The sequence below is a fragment of the Paenibacillus pasadenensis genome (genome assembly GCF_002864175.1).
GTDB classification, from domain to species: domain Bacteria; phylum Bacillota; class Bacilli; order Paenibacillales; family Paenibacillaceae; genus Paenibacillus_O; species Paenibacillus_O pasadenensis.
This window is the reverse complement of record NZ_NFEZ01000003.1, coordinates 1327638-1350421: the sequence shown is the minus strand read 5'-3', so window position 1 is coordinate 1350421 and position 22784 is coordinate 1327638. Positions and strand designations below refer to the sequence as shown.

The window sequence follows — 22784 nt, the reverse complement described above, 5'->3', positions numbered from 1 at the left end:
GCGCCGCTCTGCGATCCCGCAGGCTGGACGGCCCTCCCGGCCCTCTCTTCACGAGAGGGCGGAGCGTCTTTCGTTCCGCGGGATTTTTTTGTACCTCTATAAATGCGCGAAGGCGGGATGAAGAGATGGGTGCAAGCGTAGGCGTCATCATGGGCAGCAAGTCGGATTGGGAAACGATGAAGCTTGCATGCGAGGTGCTGGACGAGCTCGGCATCGCCTACGAGAAGCGGGTCGTGTCCGCCCACCGGACGCCGGACCTGATGTTCGACTACGCCGAGAGCGCCGCGGAGCGCGGGCTCAAGGTCATTATCGCGGGAGCCGGCGGAGCGGCTCATCTGCCCGGAATGGTCGCGTCCAAGACGCCTCTTCCGGTCATTGGCGTACCCGTCAAGTCGTCCGCGCTGAGCGGGATGGACTCGCTGCTGTCGATCGTGCAGATGCCGGCCGGGATTCCGGTCGCCACGGTGGCGATCGGCGCGGCCGGCGGCACCAACGCCGGCCTGCTGGCGGCGCAGATGCTCGGCGCCTTCGACCCGGCCGTGCAGGCGCGCGTCCAGGCGCGGCGGGATGCGACGCGCGAGCGGGTGCTCGCGAGCGGGGAGGAGCTGCTGTGAGCGCGCCCGGCAAGGACGCGGCGCTCGGTCCCGGCGGAGCGGCGGTGACGCCGGAGCAGGCCCGCGTCGTCTTGCCCGGCGCGACCGTAGGCGTGCTCGGCGGCGGGCAGCTCGGCCGCATGCTGGCGCTCGCCGGCAGCGCGATGGGCTATCGCTTTATCGCCCTCGATCCCACCGAGGACGGCCCGGCCGCGCAGGTCGGCGGCGGCATCCGCGCCGCGTACGACGACCGCGAGGCGGCGCGGGAGCTGGCGGAGCGCTGCGACGTCATCACCTATGAGTTCGAGAATGTCGACGCCGGCGTCGCCGCGATGCTGATGGAGCAATCCTATGTGCCGCAGGGCAGCGAGCTGCTCTACACGACGCAGCATCGCCTGCGCGAGAAGCGCGCCGTCGAGGCGGCGGGCGCGCGCGTCGCTCCCTATGCGGAGATCCGCAGCGAGGACGAGCTGCGCGAGGCGGCAGCCCGGCTCGGGCTGCCGGCCGTGCTCAAGACGGCGACCGGCGGCTACGACGGCAAGGGCCAGTGGGTCATCCGCAGCGAGGAGGAGATTCCCGCCGCCTATGCCGAGCTGTCGCGGGCGGGCACGGATCTCGTGCTGGAGCAGTTCATCCGCTTCGCCAAGGAGCTGTCCGTCGTCGCGGCGCGCAGCTCGCTCGGCGAGGTGCGGGCGTTCCCGCCCGCGGAGAACGTCCACGTGGACAACATCCTCCACTTGTCGATTGTGCCGGCGCGGGTCGCGCCGGACGTGCTGGCGGAGGCGGAGCGGCTCGCGCTGCGCATCGTGGAGCAGCTGGGCGCGGTCGGCCTCGTCGCGGTCGAGCTGTTCCTGACGGATGACGGCGAGCTGTACGTCAACGAGCTGGCGCCGCGCCCGCACAACAGCGGCCACTATACGATGGAAGCCTGCCGCACCTCGCAGTTCGAGCAGCATGTGCGCGCCGTCTGCGGGCTGCCGCTCGGCGATCCGTCGCTGCTGAGCCCGGTCGTCATGGCCAACCTGCTCGGCCAGCATGTCGAGCCGGCGATCGCCCGGCTGAGCGTCCGCGACAGCGAGGCGGAGCGCCTCGGCGTCGCGCCCAAGCTGCATCTGTACGGCAAGGCCGAGGCCAAGCCGGGCCGCAAGATGGGCCATGTGAACGTGCTGGCGCCGGATGCGGACGCCGCGCTCGCTTGGATTCAGGGAACCGGCATCTGGCAGGCGGAGAACGAAGCGATCGGATCCTAGGCAGTTCAATTTATAGACAAGGGTGTGGAAGACAACATGCTGGAGCGTTACAGCAGGCCCGAGATGCGGGCGATCTGGACGGAAGAGAACAAATTCAAGGCGTGGCTGGAGGTGGAGCTCTGCGCCTGCGAGGCGTGGGCCGAGCTCGGCGTCATTCCGCGGGAGGACGTCGCCGCGCTGCGCGAGAAGGCCGGCTTCGACATCGACCGGATCAGCGAGATCGAGCTGGAGACCCGCCATGACGTCATCGCCTTCACGCGCGCGGTGTCCGAGACGCTCGGACCGGAGCGCAAGTGGGTGCATTACGGCCTCACGTCGACCGACGTCGTCGACACGGCGACGGGCTATCTGCTGCGCCAGGCCAACGAGATCCTCGAGCGCGACGTCGTGAATTTCATCGAGATCCTGCGCGGCCAGGCGGTCGCCTACAAGGATACGGTCATGATGGGCCGCACGCATGGCGTGCATGCGGAGCCGACGACGTTCGGCCTCAAGCTGGCGCTCTGGCACGAGGAGATGAAGCGCAACCTGGAGCGCTTCCGCCATGCGGCGGACGGCGTCCAGTACGGCAAGATTTCCGGCGCGGTCGGCACGTACGCCAACATCGACCCGTTCGTCGAGGAGTTCGTCTGCCGCAAGCTCGGCACGAAGCCCGCGCCGATCAGCACGCAGACGCTGCAGCGCGACCGCCACGCCGAGTACATGGCGACGCTGGCGCTGATCGCCACCTCGCTGGACAAGTTCGCCACCGAGATCCGCGCGCTGCAGAAGAGCGAGTTCCGCGAGGTCGAGGAGCCGTTCGCCAAGGGCCAGAAGGGCTCGTCGGCGATGCCGCACAAGCGCAACCCGATCGGCTGCGAGAACATCTCCGGCCTGGCGCGCGTCATCCGCGGCCACATGATCAGCGCCTACGAGAACGTGCCGCTCTGGCATGAGCGCGACATCAGCCACTCCTCCGTGGAGCGCGTCATCCTGCCGGACGCGACGATGCTGCTCAACTACATGCTCAACCGCCTCGGCAACATCATCAAGAACCTGCAGGTGTTCCCGGACAACATGAAGCGCAACATGGGCCGCACGTTCGGCGTGCCGTTCTCCGGCCGCGTCATGACGATGCTGATCGACAAGGGCTTCAGCCGCGAGCAGGCGTACGACACCGTGCAGCCGCGCGCGATGCAGGCTTGGGAGGAGCAGCGCCAGTTCCGCGACATCATCGCGGAGACGCCGGAGATCACGGCCGCGCTGAGCGCGCAGGAGATCGACGACGCGTTCAACCCGAGCTGGCATCTCAAGCATGTCGACACGATCTTCCGCCGGCTGGAGCTGATCTAGGGGGCTTTTGCGGCGGCGGGCACCGTTCGCTCGCTAGGGATCGTCCGCTCGGACGGCTGCAGGCTCGCTCAAGCGACCCATCGTTTTCGCTTCATCCATCTCGCATTGGCAGGAGGAACCATCATGGCTGCAGCAACGGAGGCGCTATCGACGGCGGCAGGCCTCATCCAGGCGCCGCTGCTCTATAAAGGAAAGGTCCGAGAGCTCTACGATCTCGGCGAGCATTACCTGATCGTCGTCACCGACCGCATCAGCGCGTTCGACTACGTGCTCGATCCGCCCGTCCCGGACAAGGGCAGCGTGCTCAACCGGCTGAGCGCCTACTGGTTCGACCAGACGGCCGCGATCCAGCCGAACCATGTCGTCCATACGGATGTGGAGCGGCTGGGCGAGCTCGTCTCCGACAAGGACGCGCTGCGGGACCGCATCATGGTGACGCGCAAGGCGGAGCGGATCGACATCGAATGCGTCGTGCGCGGCTACATCACCGGCGGCGGCTGGCGCCAGTACGCGGCGACCGGCGAGATCAACGGCATCCCGCTGCCGGCGGGCCTGCGCAAGAACGAGCGCTTCGAGCGGCCGATCTTCACGCCTGCGGCCAAAAACGACGTCGGCCACGACGAGGACATTCCGTTCTCGCGGATGGAGGAGCTGGTCGGAGCGGACGTCGCCGCCCAGCTGCGCGACCGCAGCCTCACGCTGTACGAGTTCGCGCATGCGCGCTGCCTCGAGCAAGGCATTCTGCTGGCCGACTGCAAGTTCGAGTTCGGGCTCGTCGACGGGGAGATCATCCTGATCGACGAGATCTTCACGCCCGACAGCTCGCGCTTCTGGGCGCAGGACAAGTACGAGCTCGATACCGAGATCGACAGCATGGACAAAGAGCCGGTGCGGACGTATCTGCTCGGCTCCGACTGGGACAAGGACAGCAAGCCGGCCCCGCTGCCGGAGCCGGTCGTCGCCGCGACGACCGCCCGCTACCGCGCCATCTACCGCGCCATTACCGGCGAGGAGCTGAGCTGACCGCTATTCCGCGGAGCCGCAGCCGGATTTGATCGGGCTGTATGCACCCGGGGGCTCGAAGCAGAGGCTGCAACCCGGAAAAGTCCGGTTGCAGATGCTCGGAGGCCTGAGGCAGGCGCTGCAACCCGGAAAAGTCCGGTTGCAGATGCTCGGAGGCCAGAAGCAGGCGCTGCAGCCCGAAAAAATCGGGTTGCAGCGCGCCAATTGAGCAACTCGGCACCAGCAGGCGTTCGACGGTCGGAGTTGCGCGGAAAACCCGAGTAACTCGGCACCAGCAGGCGGTCTGCGGTCGGAGTTGCGCGGAAAAACCGAGTAACTCGGCACCAACAGGCGTTCGACGGTCGGAGTTGCGCGGAAAAACCGAGTAACTCAGCACCAGCAGGCGTTCGACAGTCGGAGTTACGCGGAAAACCCGAGTAACTCGGCACCACCAGGCGGTCGACGATCGGAGATGCGCGGAAAACCCGAGTAACTCGGCACCAGCAGGCGGTCTGCGGTCGGAGTTGCGCGGAAAAACCGAGTAACTCAGCACCAGCAGGCGTTCGACGGCCGGAGTTGCGCGGAAAAACCGAGTAACTCAGCACCAGCAGGCGTTCGACAGTCGGAGTTACGCGGAAAAACCGAGTAACTCGGCTCCGAGGAGCGCGACCGGTAGGCGTTAAGTCGAAAAAATCGAGCTGGTGAGCATTACGCAGGGAGCGGAGGGGACGGAAACCTCTTGGAGAAGCGGCAGCGGTTCCCTTGAAGGCCGGATTCCTTCCGTTTCGGAAAGGGAGATCGAGGAATCTGGGCTTCAGCGGAATCGGAAAGAGGTTCCGTCCCCGGAGCGGCGGCAGCGGATAGCTCCGGCGGCCCCAATCGTTCCGCCGCCCGCCCATCAGCCCGCAAGCAGCTTCACCCGACAAGCATTCAGCCCGACGAATCTTCAACCGCCTTGATAATCAATCCACTCAAGAGGAGTTGCCACGATGAAAGCAACCGTATACGTGACGATCAAGCAAAACGTGCTCGACCCGCAAGGAACGGCCGTCCAGGGAGCCCTGCACAGCATGGGCTTCGCGGAAGTGGACAAGGTCCGCATCGGCAAGTACCTGGAGCTGACCCTGGACACGACGGACCGCGCCGAGGCCGAGGAGCGCGTGCGCGCCATGTGCGAGAAGCTGCTGGCCAACACGGTCGTGGAAGACTACCGCTTCGAGCTGGAGGGCTGATCGGATGAAGTTCGCCGTCATCGTTTTCCCCGGATCGAACTGCGACATCGACTGCTACAAGGCGGTCGAAGAAACGATCGGGCAGTCCGTCGACTACGTCTGGCACACCGCCACGGACCTCTCCGCCTACGACGCGATCCTCGTGCCGGGCGGCTTCTCCTACGGCGACTACCTGCGCTGCGGCGCGATCGCCCGCTTCGCTCCGGTCATGGCCGAGGTCGTCAAGGCCGCCGAGGCCGGCAAGTACGTGCTGGGCATCTGCAACGGCTTCCAGATCCTGACCGAGGCCGGCCTGCTGCCGGGCGCGCTGCTGCGCAACCGCGACCTCAAGTTCCTTTGCCACCAATCGCCGCTCGAAGTCGTCAACGCGGCCACTCCGTTCACCAACCAGTACCGCGAGGGCGAGGTCATCTCGATCCCGATCGCCCACGGCGAAGGCAACTACTACTGCGACGACGAGACGCTGGCGCGGCTGCAAAAAAACAACCAGATCGTGTTCCGCTACGCCAGCGGCGGCAACCCGAACGGCTCGGTCCACGACATCGCCGGCATCTGCAGCGAGCGCGGCAACGTCGTCGGCATGATGCCGCATCCCGAGCGGGCGGTCAGCCAGCTGCTCGGCTCCGAGGACGGCAAGCGGATGTTCACATCGATTTTGAACGCATGGAGGGAACAGCATGACGCAGCAGTCAACAGCTAAGGCGTTGGAGCCGACGGCGGAGCAGATCGCCGAGCAGAAGATCTACCAGCAGTTCGGCGTGACGGACCACGAGTACGAGCTCATCTGCGGCTTCATGGGCCGCCTGCCCAACTACACCGAGATCGGCGTCTTCAGCGTCATGTGGTCGGAGCACTGCTCCTACAAGAACTCCAAGCCGATCCTCAAGAAATTCCCGATCACCGGCCCGAAGGTGCTCATGGGACCGGGCGAGGGCGCGGGCATCGTCGACATCGGCGACAACCAGGCCGTCGTGTTCAAGATCGAGTCGCATAACCACCCGTCCGCGGTCGAGCCTTACCAGGGCGCGGCGACGGGCGTCGGCGGCATCATCCGCGACATCTTCTCGATGGGAGCGCGTCCGGTCGCGCTGCTCAACAGCCTGCGCTTCGGCAATCTGGACAACGACCGCGTGAAGTACCTGTTCGAGCATGTCGTCGGCGGCATCGCCGGCTACGGCAACTGCATCGGCATCCCGACGGTCGCAGGCGAGGTCATGTTCGACGAGAGCTACGAAGGCAATCCGCTCGTCAACGCGATGTGCGTCGGCCTGATCGACCATGACAAGATCCAGCGCGGCGTCGCCAAGGGCGTCGGCAACCCGGTGTTCTACGTCGGTCCGGCGACAGGCCGCGACGGCATCCACGGCGCGACGTTCGCGTCGGTCGAGCTGTCCGAGGAGTCCGAGGAGAAGCGCACGGCGGTGCAGGTCGGCGACCCGTTCATGGAAAAGCTCGTCATGGAATCGACGCTCGAGCTGATCGACTCCGGCATCGTGCTCGGCATCCAGGACATGGGCGCGGCGGGCCTCACCTGCTCCAGCGCCGAGATGGCTTCCAAGGCCGGCAACGGCCTCGAGCTGTACCTCGACGAGGTGCCGCAGCGCGAGGAAGGCATGACGCCGTACGAGATGATGCTGTCCGAGTCGCAGGAGCGCATGCTGTTCGTCGTCGCGCCGGAGCATGAGGCGCAGGCGCGCGAGATTTTCGAGCGCTGGGGCGTCATCTGCGCCAAGGTCGGCAAGGTGACCGACGACGGCCGCCTGCGCCTGTTCCACCAAGGCGAGCAGGTCGCCGACATGCCGGTCAAGGCGCTCGTGGACGAGTGTCCGGTGTACAGCAAGCCTTCGCAGGAGCCGGCCTCCTATGCGGCGAGCGCGTCGATCGACACGGCCGCTTTCGAGGAGATCACGGATCTGACGGGCGCGCTCAAGGACGTGCTGGGCTCCCCGACGGTCGCGAGCAAGGAATGGGTGTACCGTCAATACGACTACATGGTGCGCACGGGCACCGCGGTGCCTCCGGGCTCGGACGCGGCCGTCGTGCTCGTGCCGGGCACGCGCAAGGCGCTGGCGATGACGACCGACTGCAACGGCCGCTACGTCTACCTCGATCCCGAGGTCGGCGGCGCGATCGCGGTCGCCGAGGCGGCGCGCAACATCGTCTGCTCCGGCGCGCAGCCGCTGGCGATCACGGACAACCTCAACTTCGGCAGCCCGGAAAAGCCGGAGGTGTTCTGGCAGCTCGAAAAGGCGGCGGACGGCATGAGCGAGGCTTGCCGCGTGCTGGAGACGCCGGTCATCGGCGGCAACGTCAGCCTGTACAACGAGAACGCCAAAGGCGCGATCTACCCGACGCCGGTCATCGGCATGGTCGGCCTGATCGACGACATCGACTACATCACGACGCAGGAGTTCAAGCAGGCCGGCGACGCGATCATCCTGCTCGGCGAGACGCGCGCCGAATTCGGCGGCAGCGAGCTGCAGCAGGTGCGCGGCGGGAAGGCGGAGGGACGTCCCCCGGCGCTCGACCTGGCGGTCGAAAAGACGCTGCTGGACGCAGTCCAGGCGGCGATCCGCGCCGGCCTCGTCGCCTCGGCGCATGACCTGTCCGAGGGCGGCCTGGCGGCGGCGCTGGCGGAAGCGAGCTTCGGCCGCGGCCTCGGCGCGAGCGTGGACGTCGCGACGGAGCTGCGCGCCGACCACGCGCTGTTCAGCGAGTCGCAGTCGCGCATCCTGCTGAGCGCATCGCCGGAGCGCAAGGGCGAGCTGCTGGCGCTGCTCGCGGAGCGCGGCGTGCCGCATGCGGAGCTCGGCACGGTCGGCGGGGAGGAGCTGGACATCCGGGTGAACGGCCGGCCGGGCGTGCGCGCGGCGGTGTCGGAGCTGCGGAGCGTGTGGAAGGAAGCGATCCCATGCCGGATGAAGTAAGGCTGGCGGTCCAGTCCGGCTCGCGCTGGGGCGAGGGCGCAGGCAGCGCCCCCGCCCTCCATGCGGACGGCACGGCGGCCTCCGGCGAGGCGCCTCCGGCGCTTGCCGCCGGGGGACGCTTCGCCGGCCCCGGCTCCGAGGAGCTGCGCGCGGTGTCGCGCGCCTGGGAGGACGCCCACTACAACGCGGGCATCGGCCGCGACGATATTTTCGACAAGCTCAAGGAAGAATGCGGCGTGTTCGGCGTGTTCGGCACGCCGGACGCCTCGTCGCTGGCGTACTACGGCCTGCACGCGCTGCAGCATCGCGGCGAGGAGAGCTCGGGCGTCTGCACGGTGGACAGCGCGACCGGCGGCTTCGCCTACCACCGCGGCATGGGCCTCGTCAAGGAAGTGTTCACGAGCGACATCCTCGCCTCGCTGCCGGGCGACCGCGCGATCGGGCATGTGCGCTACTCGACGTCCGGGGCGAGCCAGCTCGGCAACGCGCAGCCGCTCGTGTTCAAGTACCGCGACGGCGACCTGGCCGTGGCGACCAACGGCAACATCGTCAACGCGCCGTCGATCCGCCGCGAGTTGGAGAGCATGGGCTCGATCTTCCAGACGACGAGCGACACCGAGGTCATCGCCCATCTGATCGCACGCTCGCCCAAGGACTTCGTGAGCGCGGCCCGAGACGCGCTGCGGCGCATCGTCGGCGGCTTCGCCTTCCTCATCATGACCAACGAGCGGCTGCTCGTCGCCTCCGACACGAACGGCCTGCGCCCGCTCGTCATGGGCCGGCTCGGCGACGGCTACGTGTTCGCCTCCGAGACCTGCGCGTTCGAGACGATCGGGGCCGAGTACGTGCGCGACGTGCAGCCCGGCGAGCTGCTCATCCTCGACGCGGACGGCCTGCGCGAGGAGCGCTTCGACGAGGAGGAGCGCCGCGCCAGCTGCGCGATGGAGTACATCTACTTCGCCCGGCCGGACAGCGACATCAACGAGGTCAACATCCACACGGCCCGCAAGCAGATGGGACGCCGCCTCGCGGTCGAGGCGTTCGTGGACGCGGACATCGTCGTCGGCGTGCCGGACTCCAGCATCAGCGCGGCCATCGGCTACGCCGAGCAGACGGGCATCCCGTACGAGATGGGGCTCATCAAGAACAAGTACTCCGGCCGCACGTTCATCCAGCCTTCCCAGGAGCTGCGCGAGAAAGGCGTCAAGATGAAGCTGTCGGCCGTACGCAAGATCGTGCAGGGCAAGCGCGTCGTCATGATCGACGACTCGATCGTGCGCGGCACGACGAGCCTGCGCATCGTCAACATGCTGCGCGAGGCCGGCGCGGCCGAGGTGCATGTGCGCATCAGCTCGCCGCCGTTCGCCAACCCTTGCTACTACGGCATCGACACGCCGGACCGGCGCGAGCTGATCGCCTCGTCCAAGACGGTCGAGGAGATCCGCGAGGCGATCAACGCCGACTCGCTCTACTTCCTGAGCGCCGAGGGACTCGTCGAGTCCGCTTCGGTGCCGGGCGACAGCAAGGGCGGCGGCCTGTGCCTCGCCTGCTTCAACAACGACTACCCGACCCCGGTCGACGAAAGCTCGGACAAGAGCTGCAGCTGCTAGAAGATCAAATTGTAGGGAGTGACAGGTGAATGGCAGAGGCATACAAGCAAGCCGGCGTCGACATCGCGGCGGGCAACGAAGCGGTCGAGCGCATGAAGAAGCATGTGAAGAGGACGATCCGTCCGGAGGTGCTCGGCGGGCTGGGCGGCTTCGGCGGCCTGTTCAGCCTGGACAAGAACAAGTACGAGGAGCCGGTGCTTGTTTCGGGCACGGACGGCGTCGGCACGAAGCTCATGCTCGCCTTTGCCATGGACAAGCATGACACGATCGGCATCGACGCCGTCGCGATGTGCGTCAACGACATCATCGTGCAGGGCGCGGAGCCGCTGTTCTTCCTCGACTACCTGGCGACGGGCAAGGTCGAGCCGGAGAAGATCGAGCAGATCGTGGCCGGCATCGCCGAAGGCTGCGTGCAGGCGGGCTGCGCCCTGATCGGCGGCGAGACGGCCGAGATGCCGGGCATGTACACGCCGGAGGAATACGACATCGGCGGCTTCACGGTCGGCGTCGTCGACCGCGCCAAGATGATCGACGGCAGCGCGATCGCTCCCGGCGACGCGGTCATCGGCCTGGCGTCGAGCGGCATCCACAGCAACGGCTACTCGCTCGTGCGGCGCCTGCTTCTGGAGCAGGCCGGCTACGGCCTGCAGGACGAGCTGGCGGAGCTCGGCGGCAAGCGCCTCGGCGACGTGCTGCTGGAGCCGACGCGCATCTACGTCAAGCCGGCGCTGGAGCTGATCGGCAAGGTGCAGGTGAAGGGCATGGCCCACATCACCGGCGGCGGCTTCATCGAGAACATCCCGCGCGTGCTGCCGGAGGGCGTGAACGTCGAGGTGGACTGCGGCAGCTGGCCGATCCAGCCGATCTTCAAGCTGCTGCAGGAGACAGGCTCGATCACGAACCGCGACATGTTCACGACGTTCAACATGGGCATCGGCCTCGTCGTCGTCGTGCCGGCGGACGAGGCGGAAGCGGCGCTTGCCGCGCTCGCGGAGCTCGGCGAGGCGGCGTACCGCATCGGCGCCGTCACCGAGGGCAGCCGCATCGTCACCTTCACGGGGGCGGACGTCTGATGGCCGAGCAGCTGCGCTTCGATCTAGGGGACGGAGACCGGACGGGCGGGCAGCTGCGCGTGGCCGTCTTCGCCTCCGGCCAGGGCAGCAACTTCCAGGCGCTGGCGGACGCGGCGGCGGACGGGAAGCTCGGAGGCTCCATCGAGCTTCTCGTCTGCGACCGCGCGTCGGCGCCTGTCGTGGAGCGGGCGCGCCGCGCCGGCATCGACGCCTGGGTGTTCGACTCGTCGGCGTACGCCTCGCGCGAGGCCTACGAAGGCGAGATCCTCGCCGAGCTGCAGCGGCGGGGCGTCGGCCTCGTCGTGCTGGCGGGCTACATGCGCATCCTGACGCCGGTGCTCGTCGACGCCTACGCCGGGCGGATGATCAACATCCACCCGTCGCTGCTGCCGGCATTCCCCGGCATGCATGCGATCCGGCAGGCGCTGAACTATGGCGTCAAGGTGACCGGCGTCACGATCCATTTCGTCGACGGCGGCCTCGACAGCGGGCCGATCATCGCGCAGCGGGCGCTGGAGATCGGCGAGGGCGAGAGCGAGGCCTCGCTCGCCGAGCGCATCCACGCCGCGGAGAACGCGCTCTACCCGTGGGCGGTGCGCGGCTTCGCCGAGGGGCGGATCTCGCTTGACGGCCGCCGCGCGCTCGTCTCCGCCGGCGCAGGAGCCGGAGCGGACGACGATTCGGCGGACAAGTAGCATTCATCGATCCATTTTCATACAGGAGGGGACAACGTGGCTATTCGCAGGGCGCTAATCAGCGTATCGGACAAGACGGGCATCGTTGCATTCGCGAGGGAGCTGGCGGACGCCGGCGTGCAGATCATCTCCACGGGAGGCACGCACGGCCTGCTCGAGAAGGAAGGCATCCCGGTCATCGGCATCTCCGAGGTGACGGGCTTCCCGGAAATCATGGACGGCCGCGTCAAGACGCTGCATCCGGCCGTGCACAGCGGGCTGCTCGCCGTGCGCGACAACGAGGAGCATCAGCGCGCGATCCGCGAGCTGGGCCTCGACTACATCGACCTCGTCGTCGTCAACCTGTACCCGTTCGCGGCGACGATCGCCAAGCCCGACGTGACGTACGAGGACGCGATCGAGAACATCGACATCGGCGGTCCGACGATGCTGCGCTCCGCGGCCAAAAACCACGCGTTCGTCACCGTCGTCGTCGACGCCGCCGACTACGAGGGCGTGCTGAGCGAGATCAAGCAGGACGGCGACACGACGCTCGACACGCGCAAGCGCCTCGCGGCCAAGGTGTTCCGCCACACCGGCGCGTACGACGCGCTCATCGGCGACTATCTGTCCAAGCTCGGCGGCGACCCGCTGCCGGAGCGCTACACGGTCACGTATGAAAAGGTGCAGGATCTGCGCTACGGCGAAAACCCGCATCAGCGCGCCGCCTTCTACCGCCGTCCGCTGGCGGAGGCGGGCAACGTCACGACCGCCGAGCAGCTGCACGGCAAGGAGCTCAGCTACAACAACATCAACGACGCCAACGCGGCGCTCGCCATCGTCAAGGAGTTCAGCGAGCCGGCCGTCGTCGCCGTCAAGCATATGAACCCTTGCGGAGTCGGCGTCGGCGCCGACATCCATGAAGCGTACCAGAAAGCCTATGCGGCCGATCCGACGTCGATCTTCGGCGGCATCGTCGCGGCCAACCGTACGATCGGGGCGGAGACGGCGACGCTCCTTTCGGAGATTTTCCTGGAAATCATCCTCGCGCCGGACTTCACGCCGGAGGCGCTGGACATCCTCAGCCGCAAGAAGAACATCCGCCTGCTGCGCACCGGCGAGCTCGCAGCGGCCGCCGGCCGCAAGAGCGACTGGGTCGTGACGAGCGTCGAGGGCGGCATGGTCGTGCAGGAGAGCGACGTGCACAGCATCTCCGAAGCCGACCTGAAGGTCGTAACCGAGCGCCAGCCGACGGCCGAGGAGATGAAGCAGCTGCTGTTCGGCTGGAAGGTCGTCAAGCATGTGAAGTCGAACGCGATCCTGCTGGCCAAGGACGACATGACCGTCGGCGTCGGCGCCGGCCAGATGAACCGCGTCGGCGCGGCCCGCATCGCCATCGAGCAGGCGGGAGAGCAGGCCAAGGGGGCGGCGCTCGCTTCGGACGCGTTTTTCCCGATGGGCGATACGGTCGAGCTCGCGGCCAAGGCCGGCATCACCGCGATCATCCAGCCGGGCGGCTCGATCAAGGACGAGGAGTCGATCCGGGCGGCCAACGAGCACGGCATCGCGATGGTGTTCACCGGCGTGCGCCACTTCAAGCATTAGGGCGGCAAGGCTCGGCCAGGCTCGGCCAGGCTAAGCAAGCTTGGCAAGTCTAAGCAAAGCTCGGCCAGGCTCGGCCAGGCCGACCAGGTTCAGCTAAGGCAGCTTGGCCGACTAAGGCGGCCAGGCCGGCAAGGGCGCTTCGGCGCCCTTTTCGTTTGGCTGAGGGAACGATTTGCGCTTGAGCCTAGTCCAGTCCACTTCATTTCAAGGAGGAGTTTCCATTGCGTATTCTGGTCATCGGCGGCGGAGGCCGCGAGCATGCGATCGTCTGGTCGCTGGCCAAAAGCCCGAAAGTGAGCGAGCTGCTCTGCGCCCCCGGCAACGCCGGCATCGCGGAGCTGGCCGAATGCGTGCCGATCGCGGTCGACCGCTTCGACGATCTCGTGCAGCTGGCGCGGGAGCGCGAGATCGACCTCGTCTTCGTCGGCCCGGACGACCCGCTGGCGGCGGGCATCGTCGACGCGTTCCAGGACGCGGGCATCCCGGCGTTCGGCCCGGACCGCAAGGCGGCGGAGATCGAGGGCAGCAAGATCTTCATGAAGGACCTGCTCCGCAAATACGACATTCCGACGGCCCGCTACGAGTCGTTCACCGACTTCGAGGCGGCGCTCGCCTACCTGCGGACGCAGCAGGCGCCGATCGTCGTCAAGGCCGACGGGCTCGCTGCGGGCAAGGGCGTCACCGTCGCGGCGACGCTGGAGGAAGCCGAGGAGGCGCTGCGCGGCATGATGCTCGGCGGCGTGTTCGGCGCTTCGGGCAGCCAGGTCGTCATCGAGGAGTTCATGACCGGCGAGGAGATGAGCATCCTCGCCTTCGTCGACGGCGAGACGGTGCGGGCGATGGTGCCGGCGCAGGACCACAAGCCGATCTTCGACGGGGACAAAGGGCCGAACACCGGCGGCATGGGCACGTACTCCCCGTTGCCGCATCTGTCCGAGGCGCTCGTGAACGACGCCATCGCGACCATCATCGAGCCGACCGCGCGCGCGATGGTCGCCGAGGGCCGGCCTTTCCGCGGCGTGCTGTTCGCCGGCCTCATGCTGACGCCGGACGGCGTCAAGACGGTCGAGTTCAACGCCCGCATGGGCGATCCGGAGACGCAGGTCGTGCTGCCGCGCCTCGAGACGGATCTGCTCGACATCGTGCTCGCCGCGATGGACGGCCGCCTGGCCGACATCGAGATCAAGTGGAAGGACGAGGCCGCCGTCTGCGTCATCGCCGCGAGCGAGGGCTACCCGGGCTCCTATCCGAAAGGCCGGCCGATCTCCGGGCTGGAGGCGGCCAAGGAGGCGGGCGCGCTCGTCTTCCACGCCGGCACGGCGGAGAAGGACGGCCAGATCGTGACGAGCGGCGGCCGCGTGCTCGGCATCGTCGGCCTCGGCCGCGACATCGCCGAGGCGCGGGAGCGCGCGTACGAGGCGGCGGACCGGATCTCGTTCGAAGGCATGCAGCGCCGCAGCGACATCGCCATGAAGGCGCTCAAGGCGGCCGGGCAGGCGTAAGCCCGGCGACCGCGCGGGCGCAAGTCGTCCGGCGGCCGAGCAGGCAGCGGTCGGAAGGGCTCGCGCGGCAGAGCAGCGTAAGCCGCCCGGCGGCCGAGCGGGCGAGCCAGCTCGCTGCTTGCTCCCGCCCGTAGCCTGCTGCCAGCTGTATCTCGCTGCCCGACACTCGTGTTGTCTGCCGCCCGCTGCCAGTTGTATCTCGCTGCCCTACACCCGTGTTGGCTGCCGTCCGCTGCCAGTTGTCGGCAGTCGCGCCTGCCTGCTCTCGCATGGGAGAAGCGCGGGCGGGTGCTGCAGTTGGATTCCGGGAGTGAAAGCCAGAACCAAGGCACATTTCTGCCTTGGATTGGCTCAATCGGCCCTGGAAGCCGAAACCAAGGCACATTTCTGCCTTGGATTGGCCCAATCGGCCCTGGAAGCCGGAACCAAGGCACATTTCTGCCTTGGATTGGCTCAATCGGCCCTGGAAGCCGAAACCAAGGCACATTTCTGCCTTGGATTGGCCCAATCGGCCCGGGGAGCCGAAACCAAGGCACATTTCTGCCTTGGATTGGCTCAATCGGCCCGGGGAGCCGGAACCAAGGCACATTTCTGCCTTGGATTGGCTCAATCGGCCCGGGGAGCCGAAACCAAGGCCCATTTCTGCCTTGGATCGGCCCAATCGGCCCGGAGAGCCGGAACCAAGGCCCATTTCTGCCTTGGATCGGCAACTACCGGCTACAGCTGGCTCCAAAAGCGTTCCTCTACCTGAATCGGGTGGAGGAACGCTTTTTTTCTTCTGAGAATCCGTCAAGGCGCTTCCAAGAAGCCGGTGATTCGTTTAGCGAGAGCGTGTTCCCCCGCTTCTATAATGCTGCGGGAACACGCTGGCGGATTGTTTCATCCCTATATGAAAGCGCTGACATATTTTTTTATCTTCATAATATCCTGACAAAGGGAAAACAAATCTTCCTTATCGTAGGAGAAGCGAGCCCGAACCGGCCCGCAAGGCCGACTATTCGACAAAGGCGGTGGACAACCTTCCATGAGCACCTCACCTGTTGACCGATCCCGGCCGCAGCACCGGACCGAGCCTCGCGCGACACCCGCCGCATCTGAAGCCGCCGCTGCCGAGCACCACGCCGCGCCTGAAGCCGTCGCCACCGCTGCCGAGCACCACGCCGCGCCTGAAGCCGCCGCTGCCGAGCACCGCGCCGCAACTGATGCCACCGCTGCCGAGCACCACGCCGCGTCCGACGCCGCGCCTGAAGTCGTCGCCACCGCTGCCGAGCACCACGCCGCGCCCGAAGCCGTCGCTGCCGAGCACCGCGCCGCATCTGATGCCGCCGCTGCCGAGCACCGCGCCGCGTCCGGCGCGCCCCATCTCGCCCTGTCCGGCGCATCCAGCCATCTGGCATCCAGCGCGGCCAGCCCGCGCGGCGCGGCGCGCTCCGCCCGGCTCCGCCGCTGGCGCGAGCAGGCGCTCGGCTATGCGTTCCTCGCGCCGTCGCTCGCCGTGTTCGCCGTGTTTCTTTTCTATCCGATGATCCGCTCCGTCTATCTCAGCTTCCAGCTCACCGACCCGCGCGGCCGCGTCGCCGCCTATGCGGGCTGGGACAACTATACCGGCATGCTGCAATCGTCCGCGTTCTGGAACAGCCTGCTCGTCACGCTCAAGTTCACGCTGCTGACCGTACCGGCCGGCCTCGCGCTCGGCCTGCTCTGCGCCAGCCTCGTCCACTCGGCGGGGCGGGGGAGGAGCGCGCTGCGCTTCCTGTTCTCGCTGCCGCTGGCGATGTCCGTCAGCACGGCCTCCATCATCTGGATGATCCTCTACCACCCGTCGCTCGGCATGCTCAACTGGCTGCTGCTGCAGCTCGGCCTCGGCCCCGTGCAGTGGCTGACCGATCCCGGCAGCGCGCTCGGCTCCGTCTCGCTCATGACCGTGTGGATGAACTCGGGCTTCCCGTTCGTGCTGCTGCTGGCGGCGATCCAGGGGCTGGACGGCGACGTGCTGGACAGCGCCCGCATCGACGGGGCTTCCGGCTGGCGCACGTTCGTGTCGGTCAAGCTGCCGCTGCTGTCGCCGACGCTCTTTTTCCTCGCGGTCGTGTCGGTCATGAGCGCGTTCCAATCGTTCGGGCAGATCCACATCCTGACCAAGGGCGGACCGGCGGGCTCTACGGACGTGCTCGTCTACTCCATCTACCGCGAAGCGTTCGTCAACTACCAGTTCGGCACGGGCAGCGCGCTGGCGATCGTGCTGTTCGCGATCATGCTGCTGCTGACGCTCCTCCAGTTCCTCGTTCTCGGAAAGAAGGTGCATTACCAATGAGCGCCGCGTCTCCTTCTCCCGTCAAGCCGGCAGCCCGAGCCGCCGCAAGCGCCTTGCCGTCCGCCGCTTCCCGCCGCCGCGCCGGCTCCGCGCTGCGCTTCGTTCTGACCTCCGCGCTCGCGCTGCTGACCGTCGGTCCGCTGCTCTACCTGCTGGCGCAGATCTTCATGACGCCGGCGGAGGCGTCGATGTACCCGCCGCGGCTGCTGCCGTCCGGGCTCGACACGTCCAGCCTGCGCCAGGCGATCGAGACGGTGCCGATCTTCGGCTTCATCGCCAACAGCTTCGTGCTCGCCAGCGCGGTCACCGCGCTGCAGGTGCTGTCGGCGGCGCTCGCGGCGTACGCGTTCGTCTACGTGCGCTTCGCCGGCAGCCGCTTCTGGTTCGCGCTGTTCATCAGCACGATGATGATTCCGTGGGAGGTGACGATCATCCCCAACTACCTCACGGTCAAAAGCTGGGGCTGGCTCGACACGTTCCCGGGCCTGATCGTCCCGTTCGCGGCGTCGGCGTTCGGCGTGTTCCTGCTGCGGCAGTTCTTCCTGCAGCTGCCGCGGGAGCTGTTCGAGGCGGCGCGCATCGACGGCTGCGGCCATGTGCGCCACTTCCTGTCCGTCGTGCTGCCGCTCTCCGGTCCGGCCGCCGCCTCGCTCGGCGTGTACGTGTTCCTGAACGGCTGGAACATGTACCTGTGGCCGCTGCTCGTGACGAGCAGCGACGCGATGCGCACGGTGCAGATCGGCATCGCGATGCTGCAGTTCGAGGAGATGACGAGCTGGAACCTCGTGCTGTGCGGCGTCGCGCTCGTGCTCGTGCCGTCGCTGGTGCTGCTCGCGCTCGGCCTGCGGCCGCTCGTGCGCGGCATCACCGCCGGAGCGGTGAAGGGCTGAGCGGCCATGGGCTTGCCTAGGCGGCGCAGCCGGGGCCGATGCGGCCTGCGGCCGTCTGCCCTGTCCTGCGGGCCGTCTGCCCTGTCCTGCGGCCGTCTGCCCTGTCCTGCGGGCCGTCTGCCCTGTCCTGCGGCCGTCTGCCCTGTCCTGCGGGCCGTCTGCCCTGTCCTGCGGCCGTCTGCCCTGACCTGCGGGCCGTCTGCCCTGACCTGCGGCCGTCTCCGACATGGCTGAAGGCCGTCGTCGATGCCGGGGCCTGCCTTGCGCAGCCCCGCGAACCGCGCTGTGCGAGCGTGGAACCTTTTGCAGGCGTCCGCCCCTCGGGGCTTGCCATAGCGTCATCTGCCATCCGATCATTTCAACGAAAAAGGGAGAGATTGCACACATGGTCATCCGCAATTGGAAATGGGCGCTGCCGGCCGCGGCGGCGATGCTGATCCTGCCACTGTCCGCCTGCGCGGGCAATCCGGACACGAACAACAGCGGCGCGGCTTCGTCCGAACCGAGCACGACGGCCTCGCCGTCCTCGTCTCCGGCCGGAGGAGAAGCGTCGAAGGCGCCGGTGAAGGTCGTTTGGTGGCACTCGATGAGCGGCGAGCTCGGCAAGGCCGCGGACGCGCTCGTCAGCGGCTTCAACTCCACCCATCCGGACGTGCAGGTCGAGGCGGTATTCCAGGGGACGTACGACGAGAGCCTCAACAAGATGAAGGCGTCGATGGACTCCAAGTCCGGCCCGTCGCTCATCCAGGTGTACGAGATCGGCTCCCGCTTCATGATCGACTCCGGCGCGGTGACGCCGGTGCAGCAGTTCATCGACGCCGAGGGCTACGACGTCGGCTCGCTCGAGCCGAACATCCGCGGGTACTACACGTTCGGCGGCAAGCAGTATTCGATGCCTTTCAACACGTCCAACCCGATCCTGTACTACAACAAGGATCTGTTCAAGGCCGCCGGGCTCGATCCGGAAAAGCCGCCGGCCACGTACCAGGAAGTCGCCGACGCCGCAAAGGCGCTCACCAAGGACGGCGTGACCGGCGCCTCGTTCGCGATCTACGGCTGGTTCATGGAGCAGCTGCTCGCCGCCCAAGGCAAGGAGCTCGTCAACAACGGCAACGGCCGCGACAGCGCCGCCACCGAGTCGCTCGTGAACCAGGAGGCGGCGGTGCAGACGCTGGAGTGGTGGAAAGGGCTCGTCGACGCCAAGACCGCGCTCAACCTCGGCCGCAAGACCGACGACACGAAAAAGGCGTTCCTCGCCGGCCAAGTGGCGATGACGCTGGATTCCACGGCGGGCCTGCGCGGCATCGTCGACGGCGCGGCAGGCAAGTTCGAGGTCGGCACGGCGTTCCTGCCGCGGCCATCCGCCGATGCCGAGGGCGGAGTCGTCGTCGGCGGCGCGAGCCTGTGGGTGCTGAACAACAAGCCGGCCGAGGAGCAGCAGGCCGCATGGGAATTCATCAAGTACCTGGCTGAGCCGGCGACGCAGGCCCAGTGGCACATCAACACCGGCTACTTCCCGATCACGACCAAGGCGTACGACGAGCAGGTCGTCAAAGACAACCTCGTCAAGTACCCGCAGTTCCAGACCGCCGTCGACCAGCTGCACGCCTCCAAGCCGAGCACGGCGAGCCAAGGCGCGGTCATGGGCGTGTTCCCGGAGGCGCGCCAGCTCGTCGAGGCCGCGATCGAGGAAGCGTTCACCGGCAAGAAGGACGTCAAGGCCGCGCTGGACGACGCCGCCAAGCAGATCACGGACAAGATCGCCGTCTATAACAAGACCGTCTCGAAGTAAGGGACGCTTTTGAACCAGCCAGCTCGATACAAGGCTCTGACCGCCGGGATGATTCCGGCGCGTCAGGGCTTTTTTCATCCTGGCCGGAAACGAACAGGGGAGGCGCTGCGGCCGAGCCGCTCCAAGTCCGTTTTCGCCCCTCGATTGGCGGATCGGCAAAAAACGGGCTCGCTCCGCTGCAACTTAACCAGGCGCCCGCTCCGTCTGAGGTGTTACCGGATTGTAACTCCTTGACGATTTTTGTCCGGTACGATAAAGCTATCTTACTAGAGTTAGGAGCACCTCAGATGAACCCGATTTGTCTTTTCTTGTCGAAAAACGTCTCAAAACGCAGCCAGGCTGCGAATGATAGAAGTAGAAAGCATTTGCGAAAACCGGCGGGCGCCGCTGTCCGCCGACGCGCGCCGCAGGCGGCTGCGCTCGCGGCGCTGACCGCGCTCGCGCTGGCGGCCGGCGGCTGCGGCAGCGCCGACCATGTCGAAGCCGGCGGCTTCCAGCCGTCCGCCTCGGCCTCGCCCGGCGCTAGCTCGCCATCGGCTTCACCTGACGCCGGCGCGACGCAGCCCGGCGCCGGCGCGCCGACGGCGATCCCGGCCACAGCCTCGCCTTCGCCGCATCCGTCGGCCTCGTCCGGCCCCAAATCGCCGCATCCGTCGCCGACGGCTTCGCCGCATCCGTCTCCGTCCGAGCGGCCGCACACCGTGACCGGCGACACGTACGAGAAGCCGCCGCTCCAGGCGCAGGCCGGCCCGCTGGCCGAGCCGAACGACGGCCGCGCGCATACGGCCAAGCTGGAGAAAGGGGCCAAGGCGGTCGCCCTGACGTTCGACGACGGGCCGGATGCGGCCACGACGGTCAAGATTCTCGACATTCTCCGGAAAGAGAAGGTCAAGGCGACCTTTTTCGTCGTCGGCACGCAAGTGAAGAAATACCCCGAGGTCATGCAGCGCATCGTGGACGAAGGCCACGCGCTCGGCAACCATACGACGCATCATCCCGACCTCTCAAAAACAGGAAAGACAAAGATCCTGCAAGAAATCAAGGATAATGATACACTTATTCAAAAAGCCGTCGGCATCACGCCGACGATGTTCCGTCCGCCGTACGGCGCGACGTCCGCGGAGCTGAAAGCGATCCTGAGCGAGGGCGGCCGCACGGAGGTGCTCTGGAACGTGGACACGAGAGACTGGGCGGGCACGTCGGTCAAGACGATGAGGGCGAACGTCGCCAAGCACGCGAAGCCCGGCAGCATCATCCTCATGCATTCCTTCGGCAGCAAGCTGCATACGGCGGAGCTGCTGCCGCTCATCATCCATGATCTCAAGACCGCGGGCTACCGCTTCGTGACGCCGGACCAGCTCGGCTGAGCGGCGCCGCCGCAGGCGGTCCTCGAAGCGGCGCCGGCCCGGACGGCGGCATCATCCAGACGACGGAGGCAAAGGAGGGGCGGAAACGAACGTGAGCAACAGCTGCAATCGCATCAATCGAACGAGCCGTCCGCCCCGCAGCGGCGCCCGCAAGCCGCTGCGGCTGCTCGCGCTGCTCGGAGCCTGCGCGCTCGCGCTCTCCGGCTGCCGCTATACGGCCGCGCCTGCCGATCTGCTGGGACCGCCGATGGAGGCGCCCCAGGCCGGAGGCGCCAGCTCCAGCCTCAAGCAGCTGCTGCCTGCAGGCGGCTCGCTGTCGCTGCCGACGCGCGAGCGGCAGCCGGAGGCGATCCGCTCCATCGACCTCGACGGCGACGGCTCGCCCGAGGCCGTCCTGACGTACAGCGACGCATACGGCAGCTCGCGCATCCTGATCGCCCGGCAGGAGGCCGGCGAATGGAAGACATGGGCGGTGCTCCGCTCCGCGATGGGGACAAGCCTCGAGTGGCTGAGCTTCGTGGACATGAACGGGGACAAGCGGCCGGAGATCATCGCGGGCTGGCTCGTCAGGCAGCCCGGCAACAGCCTGACCTGGCAGCAGTACGAGGTGCAGGTCTACTCGGCTTCGGACCCTCTCTTCGAGGAATCGGAGGAAGGAAGGCTGCTGAAGCCGGTCGCAGAGCTCGGCTATGAGGCCGGAGATACGGGCGATGTCGACGGAGACGGGCGCCAGGAGCTCGTGCTCGTGCGCCGGCCGGGCAGCCCGAACGAGCCGATGCTGGAGGTATACCGGTTCGCGAACGGGAGACTGGACCGCGCCGCGACGCTGCCGCTCGAGGCGGATGCGACGCTGTACGAGCGGCTGGCGATCGGCCGCATCGCCAAGGACCGGTTCGGCGTCATCGCCGAGGCGGGCGCGGGCGCGCATTCGTCGCTGACGCTCATGGCCGGATGGTACGACGACGGCCTGGAGCAGGTTTATCCGCCGGTCGAGGAGCCGAATCTCGGCTTCAACATGAGCCCGGTGCTCAACACCGACATCAACGGCGACGGCATCCTCGAGTGGAGCCGCCAGGTGGAGGCGCCGGGCCAGCCCGAGGGCACGCCTTATTCGGATCTGATCACGTACACCGAATGGACCCAGTGGAGCGGGCTGCGGCCCCAGGATCCGGGCTTCGTCCGCAAGGACATGTTCCTGCCGGTCACGCTGGAATACAACGACTTCAGCTCTGGCGTCTCCGTGCAGATCCCGTCCCGCTGGAGAGGACAGTTCACGCTTTCGCGACCCGTCGAGGAGCCGGAAGCGATCATTCAGCTCGACTACTACAACGCCAAGAGCGGGGCGATCGCGCCGCTCTGGACGCTGTACGGCATCCCGATCAAGGAGTGGGGGAGCTGGTCCGCCGCCATGGAAGGGAAGGGACGCAAGCCGGCGAATCTGCGCACGGCGGGCGGCTATGTCTATGCGGCGATCGAGGAGCCCAAGCCGAAGGCGGAGGACGGATGGTCGGACACCGACCTCAACCGCTACGACGCGATGAGGCTGACGGGCGAGCAGCTCGCCTCGTCGGTGCGGCTGCAGCCGGCCGATTGAAGACGACGGAACGGAAAGGGGGATGAA

General features: G+C 67.2%; 18 protein-coding genes. All 18 read left to right on the top strand.

The features are described 5' to 3' along the window. The first annotated feature begins 125 nt into the window (after window positions 1-125). Window positions 126-614: a 5-(carboxyamino)imidazole ribonucleotide mutase gene (gene purE / locus B8V81_RS25760; RefSeq protein WP_028598677.1), complete on the top strand. Its 489-nt coding sequence runs from the start codon at window positions 126-128 to the stop codon at window positions 612-614. A 44-nt stretch (window positions 615-658) separates the two neighbouring features. Next, window positions 659-1843, top strand: coding sequence for a 5-(carboxyamino)imidazole ribonucleotide synthase (gene purK / locus B8V81_RS09525; RefSeq protein WP_028598678.1), 1185 nt, complete (start codon window positions 659-661; stop codon window positions 1841-1843). Between the two features lie 36 nt (window positions 1844-1879). Beyond that, window positions 1880-3175, top strand: coding sequence for an adenylosuccinate lyase (gene purB, locus B8V81_RS09520; RefSeq protein WP_028598679.1), 1296 nt, complete (start codon window positions 1880-1882; stop codon window positions 3173-3175). A gap of 123 nt (window positions 3176-3298) precedes the next feature. Further along, complete coding sequence (locus tag B8V81_RS09515; protein ID WP_101808215.1) at window positions 3299-4198, top strand: phosphoribosylaminoimidazolesuccinocarboxamide synthase; 900 nt, start codon at window positions 3299-3301, stop codon at window positions 4196-4198. A 968-nt stretch (window positions 4199-5166) separates the two neighbouring features. Further along, the gene (gene purS / locus B8V81_RS09505; protein ID WP_028598681.1) at window positions 5167-5409 is read left to right on the top strand and encodes a phosphoribosylformylglycinamidine synthase subunit PurS; all 243 of its coding nucleotides are present in this window, start codon (window positions 5167-5169) and stop codon (window positions 5407-5409) included. 4 nt (window positions 5410-5413) lie between these two features. Beyond that, window positions 5414-6109: a phosphoribosylformylglycinamidine synthase subunit PurQ gene (purQ, locus tag B8V81_RS09500; protein WP_028598682.1), complete on the top strand. Its 696-nt coding sequence runs from the start codon at window positions 5414-5416 to the stop codon at window positions 6107-6109. Beyond that, window positions 6087-8336 (top strand): phosphoribosylformylglycinamidine synthase subunit PurL, encoded by a 2250-nt coding sequence (purL, locus tag B8V81_RS09495; protein WP_101808213.1) that lies wholly within the window; start codon window positions 6087-6089, stop codon window positions 8334-8336. The genes purQ and purL overlap by 23 nt, the downstream gene beginning before the upstream one ends. Beyond that, complete coding sequence (gene purF, locus B8V81_RS09490; protein WP_244912735.1) at window positions 8321-9946, top strand: amidophosphoribosyltransferase; 1626 nt, start codon at window positions 8321-8323, stop codon at window positions 9944-9946. Before purL ends, purF begins: the two co-directional genes overlap by 16 nt. A gap of 29 nt (window positions 9947-9975) precedes the next feature. Beyond that, a complete protein-coding gene (gene purM, locus B8V81_RS09485) occupies window positions 9976-11019 on the top strand; it encodes a phosphoribosylformylglycinamidine cyclo-ligase (RefSeq protein ID WP_028598685.1) in 1044 nt (347 codons plus the stop codon). Further along, window positions 11019-11714, top strand: a complete 696-nt coding sequence (gene purN / locus B8V81_RS09480; RefSeq protein WP_101808212.1) for a phosphoribosylglycinamide formyltransferase — start codon at window positions 11019-11021, stop codon at window positions 11712-11714. The genes purM and purN overlap by 1 nt, the downstream gene beginning before the upstream one ends. A 36-nt stretch (window positions 11715-11750) precedes the next feature. Beyond that, on the top strand, window positions 11751-13298 hold the full coding sequence (purH, locus tag B8V81_RS09475; protein WP_101808211.1) for a bifunctional phosphoribosylaminoimidazolecarboxamide formyltransferase/IMP cyclohydrolase: 1548 nt from the start codon (window positions 11751-11753) through the stop codon (window positions 13296-13298). A 221-nt stretch (window positions 13299-13519) separates the two neighbouring features. After that, complete coding sequence (gene purD, locus B8V81_RS09470; RefSeq protein WP_028598687.1) at window positions 13520-14800, top strand: phosphoribosylamine--glycine ligase; 1281 nt, start codon at window positions 13520-13522, stop codon at window positions 14798-14800. Between the two features lie 310 nt (window positions 14801-15110). Continuing rightward, a complete protein-coding gene (locus B8V81_RS24760; protein WP_146000471.1) occupies window positions 15111-15551 on the top strand; it encodes a hypothetical protein in 441 nt (146 codons plus the stop codon). 273 nt (window positions 15552-15824) lie between these two features. Then, entirely contained in the window at window positions 15825-17114 is a 1290-nt protein-coding gene (locus B8V81_RS09465; protein WP_307719993.1) for a carbohydrate ABC transporter permease, read from the top strand. After that, window positions 17111-18004 carry a carbohydrate ABC transporter permease gene (locus B8V81_RS09460; RefSeq protein ID WP_084137126.1) on the top strand — a complete coding sequence of 298 codons (894 nt, stop codon included), beginning with the start codon at window positions 17111-17113 and terminating at the stop codon, window positions 18002-18004. The genes B8V81_RS09465 and B8V81_RS09460 overlap by 4 nt, the downstream gene beginning before the upstream one ends. Window positions 18005-18389: 385 nt before the next feature. After that, on the top strand, window positions 18390-19796 hold the full coding sequence (locus B8V81_RS09455; protein ID WP_028598690.1) for an ABC transporter substrate-binding protein: 1407 nt from the start codon (window positions 18390-18392) through the stop codon (window positions 19794-19796). A gap of 365 nt (window positions 19797-20161) precedes the next feature. Further along, window positions 20162-21163 carry a polysaccharide deacetylase family protein gene (locus B8V81_RS09450; protein ID WP_052333168.1) on the top strand — a complete coding sequence of 334 codons (1002 nt, stop codon included), beginning with the start codon at window positions 20162-20164 and terminating at the stop codon, window positions 21161-21163. A gap of 91 nt (window positions 21164-21254) precedes the next feature. Next, complete coding sequence (locus tag B8V81_RS09445; protein WP_028598691.1) at window positions 21255-22757, top strand: FG-GAP repeat domain-containing protein; 1503 nt, start codon at window positions 21255-21257, stop codon at window positions 22755-22757. Window positions 22758-22784 lie beyond the last annotated feature (27 nt).

What these genes read in the sequence shown, in the direction of transcription:
- purE (WP_028598677.1), top strand. Translation starts at nt 126, where the DNA reads ATGGGTGCAAGCGTAGGCGTCATCATGGGCAGCAAGTCGGATTGGGAA.
- purN (WP_101808212.1), top strand. Translation starts at nt 11,019, where the DNA reads ATGGCCGAGCAGCTGCGCTTCGATCTAGGGGACGGAGACCGGACGGGC.
- B8V81_RS09515 (WP_101808215.1), top strand. Translation starts at nt 3,299, where the DNA reads ATGGCTGCAGCAACGGAGGCGCTATCGACGGCGGCAGGCCTCATCCAG.
- B8V81_RS09465 (WP_307719993.1), top strand. Translation starts at nt 15,825, where the DNA reads ATGAGCACCTCACCTGTTGACCGATCCCGGCCGCAGCACCGGACCGAG.
- purM (WP_028598685.1), top strand. Translation starts at nt 9,976, where the DNA reads ATGGCAGAGGCATACAAGCAAGCCGGCGTCGACATCGCGGCGGGCAAC.
- purF (WP_244912735.1), top strand. Translation starts at nt 8,321, where the DNA reads ATGCCGGATGAAGTAAGGCTGGCGGTCCAGTCCGGCTCGCGCTGGGGC.
- B8V81_RS09460 (WP_084137126.1), top strand. Translation starts at nt 17,111, where the DNA reads ATGAGCGCCGCGTCTCCTTCTCCCGTCAAGCCGGCAGCCCGAGCCGCC.
- purS (WP_028598681.1), top strand. Translation starts at nt 5,167, where the DNA reads ATGAAAGCAACCGTATACGTGACGATCAAGCAAAACGTGCTCGACCCG.
- purQ (WP_028598682.1), top strand. Translation starts at nt 5,414, where the DNA reads ATGAAGTTCGCCGTCATCGTTTTCCCCGGATCGAACTGCGACATCGAC.
- purB (WP_028598679.1), top strand. Translation starts at nt 1,880, where the DNA reads ATGCTGGAGCGTTACAGCAGGCCCGAGATGCGGGCGATCTGGACGGAA.
- purL (WP_101808213.1), top strand. Translation starts at nt 6,087, where the DNA reads ATGACGCAGCAGTCAACAGCTAAGGCGTTGGAGCCGACGGCGGAGCAG.
- B8V81_RS09455 (WP_028598690.1), top strand. Translation starts at nt 18,390, where the DNA reads ATGGTCATCCGCAATTGGAAATGGGCGCTGCCGGCCGCGGCGGCGATG.